The organism is Anaerolineales bacterium, from assembly GCA_015075625.1.
GTDB lineage: Bacteria > Chloroflexota > Anaerolineae > Aggregatilineales > UBA2796 > UBA2796.
The window spans coordinates 87,084-101,791 of record JABTTZ010000002.1 but is presented as its reverse complement, the minus strand read 5'-3'; the positions used below and the strand labels follow the sequence as shown (position 1 = coordinate 101,791).

Annotated in this window: 7 protein-coding genes and 1 pseudogene; 3 read left to right on the top strand and 5 right to left on the bottom strand. The window is 57.0% G+C overall.

The features are described 5' to 3' along the window. Window positions 1-246 precede the first annotated feature (246 nt). Both HS103_09050 and HS103_09045 read left to right on the top strand, forming a co-directional pair. A pseudogene (locus HS103_09050) lies at window positions 247-1,339 on the top strand (peptide chain release factor 2). Window positions 1,340-1,977: 638 nt separating this feature from the next. Next, on the top strand, window positions 1,978-2,460 hold the full coding sequence (locus tag HS103_09045; GenBank protein MBE7512946.1) for a hypothetical protein: 483 nt from the start codon (window positions 1,978-1,980) through the stop codon (window positions 2,458-2,460). Between the two features lie 446 nt (window positions 2,461-2,906). On the opposite strand, the gene HS103_09040 is transcribed toward HS103_09045, so the two are convergent. The 5 genes from HS103_09040 to HS103_09020 all read right to left on the bottom strand — a co-directional run bounded on the left by HS103_09040 (window position 2,907) and on the right by HS103_09020 (window position 13,361). Further along, window positions 2,907-5,495 (bottom strand): SDR family NAD(P)-dependent oxidoreductase, encoded by a 2,589-nt coding sequence (locus HS103_09040; protein ID MBE7512945.1) that lies wholly within the window; start codon window positions 5,493-5,495, stop codon window positions 2,907-2,909. Next, the gene (locus HS103_09035; GenBank protein ID MBE7512944.1) at window positions 5,446-9,237 is read right to left on the bottom strand and encodes a type I polyketide synthase; all 3,792 of its coding nucleotides are present in this window, start codon (window positions 9,235-9,237) and stop codon (window positions 5,446-5,448) included. Before HS103_09035 ends, HS103_09040 begins: the two co-directional genes overlap by 50 nt. Window positions 9,238-9,676: 439 nt before the next feature. Continuing rightward, a complete protein-coding gene (locus HS103_09030) occupies window positions 9,677-11,440 on the bottom strand; it encodes an ATP-binding protein (GenBank protein MBE7512943.1) in 1,764 nt (587 codons plus the stop codon). Next, entirely contained in the window at window positions 11,437-12,426 is a 990-nt protein-coding gene (locus tag HS103_09025; protein ID MBE7512942.1) for an SGNH/GDSL hydrolase family protein, read from the bottom strand. Before HS103_09025 ends, HS103_09030 begins: the two co-directional genes overlap by 4 nt. A gap of 80 nt (window positions 12,427-12,506) precedes the next feature. Next, window positions 12,507-13,361 (bottom strand): hypothetical protein, encoded by an 855-nt coding sequence (locus HS103_09020; GenBank protein ID MBE7512941.1) that lies wholly within the window; start codon window positions 13,359-13,361, stop codon window positions 12,507-12,509. A 677-nt stretch (window positions 13,362-14,038) separates the two neighbouring features. On the opposite strand from HS103_09020, the gene HS103_09015 reads away from it, so the two are divergent. Continuing rightward, on the top strand, window positions 14,039-14,593 hold the full coding sequence (locus HS103_09015) for a carbonic anhydrase (GenBank protein MBE7512940.1): 555 nt from the start codon (window positions 14,039-14,041) through the stop codon (window positions 14,591-14,593). Window positions 14,594-14,708: the final 115 nt, after the last annotated feature.

The window sequence follows — 14,708 nt, the reverse complement described above, 5'->3', positions numbered from 1 at the left end:
GCGCGGAGGTGCTGTAGCATGCTCCTACGAGGGGGTAACGGAGATGAAGAACTATAGAGAGGATGTGCGGAATGAAGGCACAATGCCTCATGTTGCATCAGATGTATCTATACTTTATCGCTGTGGTAGACAACAAGGAAGGAAAGACACTCCCACAGCCCAAGCCGAATATCCCCCTACCCAAAAAACAGCCTTCCTGTATGATAGACGGCTGTTTTAGAAGGAAGGAAGGAATCAAAGACAATTATGGAAGCCCTTGTCAGCCGCTTGAACGAACTTCGCCAGACACTCGAAATGCTTATGGAGCGTCTTTGACTTTCCAGCCAAAGAACACGATGCCGCCGAATTAGAGGAGCAATCCGCCACACCCACCTTCTGGGATGATCCGCGTGCTGCCCAAGCTGTTATGCAGCGCCTTAGCCGCCTGCGTGCGGAAATTGAAACATGGACTACGGTTCAGACACGCATTAGCGATGCCCTTGAGCTTGCCTCTATGGATGATTCCTCTCTTGAAGATGATTTGCTGAAAGAAACAAACGCGCTGGCAAAACTTGTGAACACATTCGCCTTTGAATCGATGATGAGCGGAAAGTATGACCATGAGAATGCGATTCTCTCCATCCATGCTGGTGCGGGTGGGACGGAATCTCAAGATTGGGCGGCAATGCTCTTGCGGATGTTCCTTCGTTGGGCAGAGCAGCATAACATGAGTGTTGAGATCATCGATCAAATGGAGGGTGAAGAAGCGGGCATCAAGAGTGCCACCCTAGAGATCAAGGGCAATTACGCTTACGGGTATTTGCAATCGGAACGTGGGGTTCACCGCCTTGTGCGCATCAGCCCCTTTGACGCGAACAAACGCCGCCATACCTCGTTCGCCCTTGTGGAGGTCGTCCCCGACGTGCAAGGCGACATCACCATTGAGATCAACGACACCGATTTAGAGATCGGCTACTATCGCTCCAGCGGGGCGGGTGGGCAGCACGTCCAAAAGAATGAGACCGCAGTGCGCATTGTCCACAAGCCGACGGGACTCGTTGTTACCTGCCAAAACGAACGCAGCCAACTACAAAATCGTGAACGGGCAATGCAAGTTCTGCGGGCGCGGTTGTTCGACCTTGAGCGGCGCAAACAAGAAGAAGAATTCAGCCAGTTGAAGGGCGATCATGTCGCTGTGAATTTTGGCAGCCAAATTCGCTCGTATGTGCTGCATCCCTACCAAATGGTGAAGGATCACCGCACCGATTTCGAGATGGGGAACACCAGCGCGGTGTTGGATGGCTACCTTGACGAGTTCATGGAGGCATACCTCAAGTCCCGCGTGGGAAAGGTGGGATAACTCGAATTTATTTCAAAAACCCCTACCCCCTTTCCCCGCTTGCAAGGAAAGGGGGTGAACAACCCCTCAGCCGTTTACGAGGAGGGGCAAGGGGTGGGGTTTTGAAATGACTTGTCTACTAGGGTCTTATGCTAGGTTGTGTTGACATTGTAATTCCCGTAGGGCGACATGCCTTGCGCTCAGCGCCGCCCGTGAGCGCCCGCCGCTAAAGCAGCGGGCTAGGAGCAGCCGCCCCTTCGGGGCTTGGAAACCCTAATCCCCACCCCGTAAACACAGAGAGAATCTCACCCCCTCGCCCGCAGAATTTCTTTCCCCGTCTACAGGGAAAGGGGGCGGAGGGATAGTGGTTCTAAACCAAAACGTCAACACAACTTAGGAAACCTAAGCCGAACCCCCTTTCCAGAAGAAAGACCAAACGCCACGATAAACATATCGTGGCGCTTTTGTTTGTGAGACGCTGGGGATAGGATAGTGTCCACTAAGTACAACTACAATGAACCGGCGGCATAGTGCATGATCCCGCCGCTAAAACAGCGGGTTGAAAAGGGCTTTTGTGGCGGTACTTAGTCCATACGGTGCGACCCTCCCTCTCCTTGCTGCGTATAGGTATCCATACGGAGTGCAAAGACGGAGATGCCATGTCTGAGCAAGACCTCGATCAGTTCGCCCTGCGTGAGAATGTCGAAATCGCTGTCCAGAAGCAAAAACGGCTCTATCGAATGATCTTTTTTGCCGTCCATGCCGTTTTTTACTTCGTATCCATGTTCGTTGTTTGGCGAACGGTTAGTATGAGTTCGATAGTGGCTGATGTTTTCTCTAGGGAGTCGTCAGAGGCATCCCTGATTGTTCTCGTCCCAACACTTATGTGGTCTGTGGTGATTCTCTTTCATATTGCCTCGCTCTACTTTGAATCAAAAGTGGGCGAAAAGAAACTACGAGAGCAGCTGCTTATCCGCGAATTGGGAAAAACTTTCCTTTACAAGGGGACAACCGATCTAGTCCGGCGGGAAAAGGTAAAACGGGAATTGGCACATGGGGAATTTAGTGTGCGAATCTCTGATGATGGGGAGTTGATCACCGAGGAGACGTCGGGGCTTAAGGCACGCCATTACACGAACTAAGTGTCTATCGGTAAATTATAGGTAACGTTTAGGGCAAACCCTCACCCCCTAGCCCCTCTCCCGCGTAGCGGGAGAGGGGGAATCATTCCGGCGAAGGGCAGCGCCCCTCACCACCCTTTTGGTGATGGCATTCAGGGAAAGATGCGGTACTTGCCAAAGGTATCTTTCTTAGCACCACCCTGATTACAAGCCAAACTCGAATTTACGGATAGGTTCTAAGTACAACCTCAGTGAACAGGCAGCATGGCATATGATCCCGCTGCTTTAGCAGCGGGCGGAAAGCAGCCACCCCTTCGGGGCTTGAAAGGCATTGTCGCACAGGGTTTTCTACCTTCTTCTCCCCAAAGGGTTTATGTTGTGGTACTGAGGGTATATCCGTCATGAAGGTGTGCGTCGTTTTCGTCGGAGCAGACCTTATAGGGTTGCCCCCCTCAGTCCTCATATCTTCAGAGCGCGTTCTGCGCTAATTTTTCCCCCAATTGGCGGATGGTCAACCCTTGCATAAGTGTCATCACCGAAAATTCAACGCCGCTCTCATGGCGGATCACATTGTTCAACTCAACGCCCATGAGCGAATCAATGCCTAATTGATCAAGCCGCCCCCCGCCATCCAAACGTGCCAGCGGAAGGCGTGTCACGGCGGCGATCTTCTCCCGCAGAAAATCGGTGGCAAGGGTTACGCGCTCTCCTTCGGGGGCGCTGCGCAAAGCAGCCACAAAAGGAAGTTCTCCATCGCCGCTGCCGCTCTCATAGCGCCGCACAAGGTCAACATAAAGAGGGGCATCTGTCACATTCAATGGGTTTGACGCCCACCGCGCCCAATCCATTGCCACAATCGCCACCTGTGGTGGGCAGTGTGGGTCACGAAGCATCGCCGCCATCCCCTCGGCAGCGGCGACGGGATCAAGGGGCATCACCCCAACGGAGCTTAGGTACTGCTCGATCTTTGGGTTTCGTGCCACCACCCCCACCTTTCCGATACTCCCCCAATTCACGCTGAGCGCGTTCAGCCCCCGCCGACGAAGGTACGCCGCAAAACCATCCAAAAAGGCGTTTGCCGCCACATAGTTTGCCTGACGCGGATTACCGATGAAGGCTGATACGGAGGAAAAGAAAACAATGTGATCCGGTGTGACCTGTGCCGCCCGAAGCGCCTCATAGAGATTCCACGCGCCCACTGCTTTCGGTGCTGTGACGGACTCAAACCGCGCCCGATTCAGATGGATCAACACCTCATCATCCAACACCATCGCCGCATGGTAGACCCCCCGCAGCGGCGGGAGTTCCCCTTGAATCATGGCGATCAGCGCCTTCACTGCCGCCGCATCAGAGACATCACAAGCTTCAACGCGGACAGTAACGCCCTGCGCCTGCAACGCTGACAAGGTCTCGCCCAGTTCCTCGGACGCCGCCCCGCGCCGCCCCACAAGGACGATTGTCCCCGCGCCCTGCTCGGCAAGCCAGCGCCCAACCGCTAGCCCAAAGCCCCCCACTCCCCCCGTGACGAGGTATGTCCCCTCTGCCTGAACAATCGGCTGCGGCTGTGGGGTGATTAGCACGGCTGGATCGTCAAAGGTGACGAACAATTTCCCGATGTGCTGCGCCGCTGCCATCTGCCGAAACGCCTCATGGACGGCCGTTGCGGGATAGTGCGTTGCGGGGAGGGGCGTGAGCGTTCCCGCCTCAAAAAGAGCGCACACGATGCGGAGCGCTTGTTGAAAGCGCTGCGGATGATCCACCATCATCGTATCAAGATCAATGGCGCTGAAGGTCGCTCCTCGGTTAAATACTCCCATCGCTAAGTTTGCGTTGGCACTAATGTCTCGTTTGCCAATTTCAACAAACCGTCCATAAGGGGCAAGCAGATCAACACTCTGGCTGAGCATCTCGCCCCATAGAGAATTCAAAATCACATCCACGCCACGCCCGTCTGTCCAGCGGCGCACATCATCGACAAAACGGAGCGAACGTGAATCGCTCACATAGGAAATGCCCAACCTGTTCAGATAGTCGCGCTTTTCCTTATTTCCGGCGGTGGCGTAGATCACTGCCCCGATAGACTGCGCCACCTGAATCGCCGCCAAGCCAACACCACCCGCTGCGGCGTGGATCAGGACCGTCTCGCCCGCTTGTAACCCCCCCACCGTGACAAGGGCATAATAGGCGGTCACAAAATTGGTCAGGGTTGGCGCTTGGGCAAGGGGGAGCGTAGCAGGGCGAGGGACGGCATGGGCGGCGGGGAGCGTCACATAGCGCTGCATCCCCCCGCCGGGCGGAAAGACAATCACTCGATCCCCCACCCGTATATCGGTGACGCCATCCCCGACGGCGATGACTTCTCCGGCGCTTTCCAACCCAAGCGTATCGGTGAAAAACGTCCCCTCAAGATAATCGTCGCTGAGGACGTTCATCACCTTCATCACATCCTTGAAGTTGAGTCCGGCGCTGGCGATGATCACCTCAATCTCACCCGTTTTCGGGGCTCGGCGGGGGACAGCTTCAAAGAACAAACTATCGATGATGCCCGGCGTCCCCACGCGAAGGGCGTAATTTTCCTCTGGCAGCGGTGGGCGGGGAACATGCGCTGAGGGGTGATAGGGGGCGAGGCGGTGGTGAAAGATGATCCCGCCCCGTAGGGCGATCTCGGGTTCGCTGGCGGGGTCGTTAATCACCTGTGCCGCCAACTCTGCGGCGTGCAGCATTGCCAATGGGTCGGTGAGCGCAGCACTTGGGAGGTCAATCATCTGGGCGCGAAGGGCGCTGTGTTCGTTGGCAATCACCCGCCCCATTCCCCACAGCGCCGCCGCCCCGGGTGCGGGGAGGTCATCCTCCTCATCAACGGCACATGCCCCCGCCGTCAGAATGACAAGGCGCTTCATACGCGAGTCTGGATCAGCCCCGTGTAGGGCTTGAATGAGATGGAGCAAGCCAACACACTCGGTAGACCCCACACGGCACGGATCGTCCTCGGCAAGCGTGTTCAAATCAATGCCCCACGCATAGAATTCGTTCAAAACGGGTGGGTGGGTGGGCAAATAACGCCGCCCACCCCTCAGGATCGTTCGGATTCAGAGTTACTCCGGCGGCATCGGCACGAAACGTTTGACCCCGCAGGACATACACCGCGTCATGTGTCCCTGCCCCACCAATCACCCTCGCCATGCCGACGGAATCAGCAAAGATAAGCGTGACCGATGGTGGGTGTGAGTCGTTCGTTTCGTGAATCGCGCTGATCGCCGCCGGATGCCCCTGTATGGGTGCTTGCGCCACCCATGCTAAATGATACAAAACCTCTGGCGTCTCGTGTTTCCATCCGGCAAGGCGTGTCAGACGCACCCCCTCTAATTCAGCGATCACGCCGCCCGCTTCGTCGTAGAGCCGCACATCCCCCTCGACAAACCGTACCGCTCGCCGGGTGAGCCGCGCCACGCTCCAAACCCTCCCGCGTGGCGCTTGGCGGTGAAGGCGCACCCGCTGAATGCCCGTTGGGATGAACAAGCCCTCCGCCGCCTCATCCAAAAAGGCAAAAAAGGTTTGCAGCGCCCCATCGAGAAGCACCGGATGAAGGTGGTAACGCTCATAATCCTCGGCAAGCCCATCAGGAAGGGCGAGGGCGGCGGTCACCTTTTGTTCAGCACGCCATAAGGCGCGAATCGGGCGGAAAGACTCACCATAGGGCAAGCCGCGCTCGGCAAGGGCGGGGTAGATCGATTCAAGCGCCGCGCCGGAAAGATGGGGGCGCTGTCCATCGCCAATGGGCAGCGCCTTTGTCAAGATGGTCCCTGTGGCGTGAGTTGTCCAGTGGTCATCCACCGTCCGGCTGCTGATCGTCACCGCACCCGCCCGCTCCGTGAGGCAGATGGAGGCGGCGCTCTCCAACGACAAGGCTTGGCTAAAGCGCAGCCGCTCCAACGTCACCGGGAGCGTTCCGGCGGCTGCCAACAGCGCCTCTACATAACCCGCCGCTGGAAAAATCGGCGTACCCTGAACGCGGTGATCGCGCAGGTAGTCCAAGAAATATGCGCCGAGATCGCCTTCCCATGTCGGCTCAGGGGTGGGTAAGCGCCGTTGTAAAAGGGGGTGTTCGTCGGGGGTGAGCCGATCCGCCGAGGCGCGGGGTGTCTCTGCCCAAAGTGTATCGCGCTGCCAGGCGTAGGTGGGGAGCGACACGATCCGTCCGCTTGGCGACCAACACGCCCAATCCACCGCCACACCGCCCGCCCACAACCCGCCTAGCGCGACATGGAGGGTTTCTCGCTCTGGTTTCCCCCGCCGCAGCGAGGGGAAGGTGATTCCCTCGCGCCCCTCTGCCCGCAGCGTTTCGAGAATCGCTGTCCCCAACACAGGATGGGGTCCAATTTCGAGGAAGGCATCGCCCCCCTCGCCGCTGATCGCCTGAATTGCGGGGGCAAGCTGCACGGGTTGTTGGGCGTTTTGCCACCAATAATCGGTAGTATGGTCGCCCGCACCCACCCGCCCACCCGTGACGGTGCTGTAAAGGGGTATCATTGGTGCGGCGGGATGAACGTCCCCCAGTCCGGCGCGAAAATCCCCTTCTAAGGGAGACATTTGGTAGCTGTGGTAAGCAACCGCCACCTTCAGAAAGGCATTGAATATCCCTCGTTCGGTCAGGTGCGCGGCGACTTTCTCCAATGCCTCCGGCGCACCGGCAAGGGTGACGGAGGTGGGGCTGTTGAGCGCGGCAATACTGACCCACTGCGCCTCGCCATTCAGCGCCGCCGCAAGCATGGCATTCGCTTCGGTAGGGGGAATGCTCGCCGCCAACATTGCCCCCTGCCCTACCGTCCGCTGCATGAGTGACGCCCGCCAATAGGTCACCCAAAGCGCATCATAGAGCGTCAGCGTCCCGGCGGCATAAGCAGCGGCAATCTCCCCGGCGCTATGCCCAACAATGGCGGCGGGTATTACGCCCATCTCCCGCCAAAGGGCGGTCAGCCCTGCTTGAAGGGCAAAATTTCCCGGTTGGGCGTGGATTGGGTCGCTCATCACCGCCCCCTGACGATCTCCCGCCACGAACAAAGCATGGATCGAGACATCCGGCGGGGCTATCTGACGGAAAAGAGCTTCACACTCATCAATCACAGCGCGGAAGGTGGGCGACTCGCGGTAGAGCTCCACCCCCATTCCCCACCACTGGGGACCCATCCCCGTATAAACAAACACGAGCCGCCGCGCCGTCTGCCCTACCCCGTTGATCCCGCTCCCTTCGGCAATCTCCCCTAAACGCGCCAAAAGGGAGGGGCGATCCGAGGCAAACGCCACCGCCCGCAAGGGGTGTGCTGTCCGCCGCCGCGAGACGGTGTAGGCGTAATCAGCAAGGGGGAGGCGAGGGTATGCCGTCAGATGGGCGGCATGGGCGGCGGCGGTTTGGTGCAGTGCCTCGCTAGAGCGGGCGGAGAGCGGAACAGCATACACACTGGACGATAGCGCGGGATCGTCCTCTGCCTCTGTGGGAGGTGGAGCGTTCGATAAAATGGCGTGGGCGTTCGTCCCCCCATAGCCAAAGGAATTGATCCCCACATAGGATTCGCCTGCCACAGCGGGGAGAGGCTCAACCTTCAAAGGGATGCGCAGACGGAGGGCATCGAGATCGATCTCAGGATTCGCCGTCCGAAAATGAAGGTGCGGCGGAATCTGCTTGTGGTAGAGGATGAGCGCCGCCTTGATCACCCCCGCCACGCCCGCCGCCGCCTCCAAATGCCCGATGTTTGTCTTGACCGAGCCGATCCAGAGTGGGGTTGTCCGTTCGGCTTGGAGCGCCGCGCTTAGTGACCGCGCCTCAATCGGGTCGCCAGCGGCTGTCCCCGTGCCGTGCGCCTCGACATAAGCCACCTGCCCTCCGGCGATTCCGGCGGCGGCGCAGACCGTTTGCACGAGGGATTCTTGGGCGGCTTCATTGGGAAGCGTGATTCCGGCGGTGCGCCCATCTTGGTTGCTGCCCGTCCCACGAACAAGGGCATAGATGCGATCCCCATCCGCCAGCGCCTGACTGAGCGGCTTCAGAAGGACAACTCCCGCCCCCTCCCCGCGCACATAGCCATTGGCGGCGGCGTCAAACGCCTTGCAGCGGGCATCCGGCGAGAGGAAATGACCCTTGCACATGGCGATCACAAATTCGGGGCGGAACATGATGTTCACCCCCCCCGCCAACGCTGCCTCACATTCCCCGTTCCACACCGCCTGACAAGCGAGGTGAAACGCCACCAACGAGGACGAACACGCCGTATCCAGCGAGAGGCTTGTTCCGCGCAGATCAAAGGTGTAGGAAAGACGGTTGGAGAGCATGGTCATCGTCGTGGCAACGGCAGTGTGTGTGGTGATCGCCTCGCGGCTTAGGACGCCAAGCTGCTGGCTCAGGTTGTCCATGGTGAACGCCCCGATGTAAACGCCGATGTTTGCGCCGCGCACGGCATCTAGGCTAAGACCGGCGTCTTCAAATGCCTCATAGGTCACTTCCAGCAAGACGCGCTGTTGGGGATCAAGCGCCGCTGCCTCGCGGGGGGTGATCCCGAAAAAGGCTGGCTCAAAACTGCTGATTGCCCCGCGTAAAAACCCGCCTTGCCGCACATATGCCTTGCCCGGAGCGTCCGGGTTGGGGTGGTAAAAACGGCGCAGACTCCAGCGATCCACTGGCACATCGGTGATCGCATCTTCGCCATTCCGAAGAAGTTCCCAAAAGGCGGTGGGTGAATCGGCATTACCGGGGAAGCGGCAGCCAATGCCAACCAGAGCAAGCGGTTCGCGGATGGGGGGCATCGTTTTTCCTTCTGATCAGCCGACACATGAACACCAAGAGACATTGGATCATCTTGAATCATAACGCGGAGGGGGGGTGAGGGCGATCACGAAGTTGGTACGAAGGGAGATTATGTATCTATCCGTAAATTAAATATGTGAAGGGTAGGTGCAGCCCCTCACCCCCTAGCCCCTTCAGTAGAAGACAGTGAGGAAAACATCTTTTGAGAAGGCGACTTGCCTTTTGCCAAGAGGGTACGCTCACACGTCACAGCCCAATTTAGAGATAGGCACTAAGGTGGACTTTACACATCAGGATGTATAAGCTAACAAGCCATTGAAACGGACTAAAAGATCACACCGGATTTTTACCTTTATTCTTGTTCTCCCGCACGTTGAGGGGGATTCCCCCCCAACGTACCCCTTTGGTGGGAGCGCCCACTGCACTCCCCCTGCTAGATCACTCTCCCAAGCGCTTCTTTCCGCCGCCTCCGGCGTTTAAGCGGGGTTTCGCCTCCTCACCATGCTCATCGCCATTGAGCGATTTGTAGAACTCGGCATCGTAGGCGCGGGACTTGACGACAACAGGCATGGGGACGGCATGACCCATCACGATTGCTTGCTGTTTTGTATCCAAGCGGGCGAGAACTTCCCGCAGCCCCCCCGCGCCGCTGATCCCCGTGAGAACGGCGGTGATGTCCCGCTCGTTGTCTAGCAGCGCGGTGATGCGTGTCCCGATCTGGCTCATCACTTCTTCATCGATTCCGCTAGGACGCTGGTCAACGATCAGCAGAGTGACGTTGTACTTGCGCAGTTCGCGGGCAATCGTGCCAAAGATCGTCTGGCGGGCGATCAACGGATCAAGGAACTTATGGGCTTCCTCAATCGTGATCAAAAGCTGCGGCGGTTCAAGGTGTTTATCACCGAGGGATTGCTCAACGCGCTTGACATATTCCTCGTGAATCCGGCGCGTGAGGTAATTGGCGACAAGGATGTACGCCTCCAACGCTGAGCCGTAGCGCCCGAATTCCAAGACAACGCTCCGCTGCTGTTCGGTGATGTAGCTGAGAATCGTTTTCACGCTGTCGGAGATTGCCCCCTCTTTACGGAGGAACTCAAAGCGCTCAAAGCGTTCCAAGCGCCGCGCCAATGCCGTAAGCGAGGCGCTGCTGATGTTGGAGTTTTCCACAACCTGATCTATCTGATCGGCGGTGGCATCCAGCAGCTTGCTGATCCATTCCTTCCCCCATTTTTTGCGGAGCGTATAGGCGGCGTCGATCATCCCATCGGAAAGGTTCATCGTCACTTTGAGCATGGCGAGGTCTTCCGGCTCGATTTCGTCATAGCCAAGCGTCACAACGTAATCGTAGCGGGCGTTCCGGCGGCGGCTTGATTCTTCATCCAGCGTGAAGATGCTCACCTTGCTAGGAAAGAGCTGGCGAAGCCCCTTCGCTTTCGGTCCGCGTTCGTCGGCAACCTCCCACCCGTAATCATTGTGCATGTCAAAGATCAGGTTTACGGCAACATCGCGCTGCAAAATACCGGAGAGGATGATCCGCGTTAGGAAGGATTTTCCCGTCCCGCTTTTGCCAAAAACCCCACTGGAGCGCTCGACAAGGCGGCGCAGGTCGAGGTTGACTTGGGTGTTATCCAATTCCAGCGGCGTCCCGATATTGAAGTGGGTCGCATCTTCCTGCCCAAAGACATCGTTTACATCTGTCGCTTCGGCAATCTCAACGGGTGTAAAGTGACCGGGAATCGTCTTGACCGGTTTTGGCTCACCCACCTCGGCATCAATGGAGAGCATCGGGGCGACGTGAATCGTCCCGAAAGCTGCCGTCCCCACGTAAATTTCACGGAGGAAAGGATCGCTGAGGTCGGGGGGATCGGCACGTATAGCAGAATTCGTCGTGTCGAGCAGCACATCGGTGATCATGCAGAAAAAACGCTTCTGTTTTCCCCGCACCACCACATAGCGCCCCACTGCCAAATCTTCAATTTCCGTCTCGCGGTCTAGCTTGACATCCAAGCCCTTGCTGAGCGAGCCGCCGACCACAACCCCCAGGCGTCGTGCTGGGGAAGGGGGGAGGGCGGGTTCATCTTTAGGGGCGGAGCGTGCCCCTGCCTTGCCCTTTTTTGCCTCAGCGCGTGGGGCGGGCTTATCCTCCTCAGAGGGAAACCAGTCATCAAGATTGTTGGGGTCAGGGACGCGGCGGATGGTCATTGTTTCACCGGAAGAAGGTCTAAGGTCGTCAAGACACCCTCCAACGCTTGCAGGGTGAGCAGGTTGTGAACATTATGTCCGGCGTTTAGGTCGGCTTCGGCAAAGGACATGACCTTGCCGCTTTCCGGGGCAGTCATGTGGGTGGGGTTTGCCGGATCAATGCCTTGATTGGGGAGCGTGTCAAACGCCAACCACAAGTTAATCAGAGGGAGTTGGTATTCGGCTGCCACCTTCGCCACAATCTGATTGAAAAATTCCGACTGCTCAAGGAGTCCGGGCTGGTTGGGAAAGGTGCTGAGGATCGGCACAACGCCGCTGTTCACCGTCTCCACCACAACACGCCGGAAATAGTAATCGAACTGCGCCGGCGTGAGCGATTTTAGGTCGTTTGTGCCAAAGAGGATCACGGCAATGGCGGGTTTCGTTTGGCGCAGTTCACAGGCAAGCGGTGATTCCTCTGCGCCGCAGGCTGTTGGGTCACTCCATGTCGAATCCAAGACGGATGCGGCGTTAAAGCCGCTCTCTGCGCCAAAACTAGGATTGGCAAAGGAGTCGAGAGGATTGCCCTCGCGGATGGGAACGCCTTTGTAATAGGCGATCACCGACTCCAACGAAGTATACGTGGCAAGATCGTATGTCCCAGAGGCAATCGGGCGCAGGAAGGATTCTGAAGCGGTCATGCAATCGCCCAATTTTGTGAAGGCGTTGGCGTTCAGTCCGTTTTCAACGCCTTTTCTAGCGATGATTGAGAGCCACTGTTTGTAATCCAAAAAATTAGGAAGGATCGGCAAACTGCGCAGGTCGATGGCTTTAACCGCTGTCTCATCGAACGTCCCTTCTTCCGGTTCGGGAAGGGGAAACGGCGGTGGGGGGGTGAAAGTGGTTGCGGCATGGGTGCGCATGGGCGGTGTGATACCCAAGGCAAGCGTGCTGAGGGCAATCAGACACAGGGACAGGCTGATAATGAGCAGGGGGCGAGTACGCATGACACCTCTACATCAACTCAACGAGATGGGCTAGATTTGGGGACTATTTTACCTCACCCCGCCAGCATGGTTTCTATCGGTTAAGCTAGGGGGAGGTTTTGCCGCGAACAGGCTGTGTTGTCGTGCCATTTCAGAATGGGTTCGATCTCTGGATGGACACTGCCCGGACCGAGGTGGACAAGGTAGTGACAAGCGGCATATTGTTGGCTGCTTTGCTGATAGGTTTTTTCCCACCCGCGAAAGGTCGTTTCGGCACTCGGCGTTTCCCAGGGGTAGACGCAGCCAAAAGGCGGTGGCTTAATGCCCATCCGCCAGGGTTTTGCCGTCAGACGGGCGCGGAAACACGCCTGTGCCTGACATAAGCGAATGTAGAGTGGGTCGCTCTCCAACGCCTGCAAAATAGCCAATGCGTCCCGATCTGCCGGATGAAAGAGGTGGGACGTGACCAAACAGCGCAGCCCGCCGAAGGTGCGGTAAACGCGAATCCCCAGATCGGGTCGCCCCGCCGCCCATAATCTCACCTTTTGCACTGCTGCTTCTTCATGACTTACGACGGGCGAGGGCTTACGGAACAACCCTCGACGCGGCGTGGTATTCGCGCTGTCGGGAAAATCAATATCAATGAACATCGCATTCGCTGCATTCAAGACTTGTGCGCCGTAGGCATTGCGAGTAATTAGGGCGATCTCTTTGCCAGCGCCATTGACGATCCGATCCAGAATTTCTTCACGCGGCGGGCGTTCGCCATAAAAGTAACGATTCAGGGCTTGCCCGCTGAGCAGCTTTTGAGCAAGCTGTCGGGCGCGGCTTTCTGCCTTGTAGCGGGCGTCCTCAGGGCTGGTGTCTGACCACTGCCACGCCGTGAACTGGACGGTTTTCCCTTGTATCGTTTGGGCTGATTGGACGCTCTTTGCCCAATATTTTGGGATGTTCATCAAATACCTCCCTAAGACCTCTCGGACCAGTCACTCTGTGTATATTACACTTAGTTTACATCTAGGGAACAAACAAGACATGAATTTGCCTTACCTTAGCGTATAGGTGAATCTGAGATTGAGGATAGAAGGGAAAGAGAGGCGCGATCATGGGATTTTTCTTTCGCCGCTTACGCCGTCGGGCAATTCGTCGGGGGGTGGTGCGCCGTGTAGTACGCCGCCGCTTGTTTCGACGTGGGCTGTAGTGCAGTTCGCTCTACAGTCAACCTCGTTTGTCTGAGGTGGAAGGCAACACAAGGACAATCAAGAGGCACGTGCCAGCGCCTTCAGCGGTCAATGATTCGGACGTTTGTACTCAACGTCCCTGGGCGTGCCTCACGATATGGCAACATTCACAACAACTGATGCTCAAGAGCATTTGGAGATAAATTATTTCTGTGGTACTATTAATTCGATTCTTATTTCTTTTTGGGGGCGTCCTATGTCTAATACTAGGGATGATAGTTCCTCTCTATCGCCTCGCCATTTTCTAAGCCTGCTGACGGCAAGCACCGCCGCTGCGATGCTTTCGGGTACCCCCCAGTATTCTTCGAGCCTCTGATAGACCTTTGCCCTATCAAGGATTGATTCCTGGTAAAGATTCTGCCCTTACGCCTGAAGAAGCCTTGATCAAATTGATGGAAGGCAACGCACGCTATGTGGCATCGAAACTGGAACACCCCGATCAGACGGAAGAACGGCGGATCGAAGTCGCCAAAGGGCAATCGCCCTTCGCAATAATCCTGACATGTTCCGATTCCCGTATTGCGCCGGAGATTCTCTTTGATCAGGGGTTGGGAGATTTGTTTGTGCTGCGCACCGCTGGCAACGTGCTTGCCGATGTCGTCATTGGGAGCATCGAATACGCGGTAGAATATCTCGGTGCGCCGCTGATTATGGTACTAGGACATGAACGCTGCGGGGCGGTTTCGGCTGCCGTAGACATGGTGACGAAAAATGCCACCTTCCCCGGCAAGATCAGCAGCTTGGCAGAGGCAATCAAGCCCGCAGTTGAGAGTGTTCATGACAAGGGAGGCGATTTGATCGAAGCGACAGTGACCGCCAACGCAGTCATGGTCGCAGAATCACTGGGGGAGAGCGAACCGATTATTTCCGAGGCACTGCACGAACAGCACATCATGATTGTGGCAGCGCGTTATGATCTGGACGATGGGATCGTTAAACTGCTCTAAGTACATCCTCTAAACGCCTTTGGGATGAAGAACGCAGCCCTTCCTAGGCAGCCATCCTAATTCAATCCCCGAAAGGGTGGCTGCTTTTGTCCCCTGTTTTCGGCGGGATCGATCC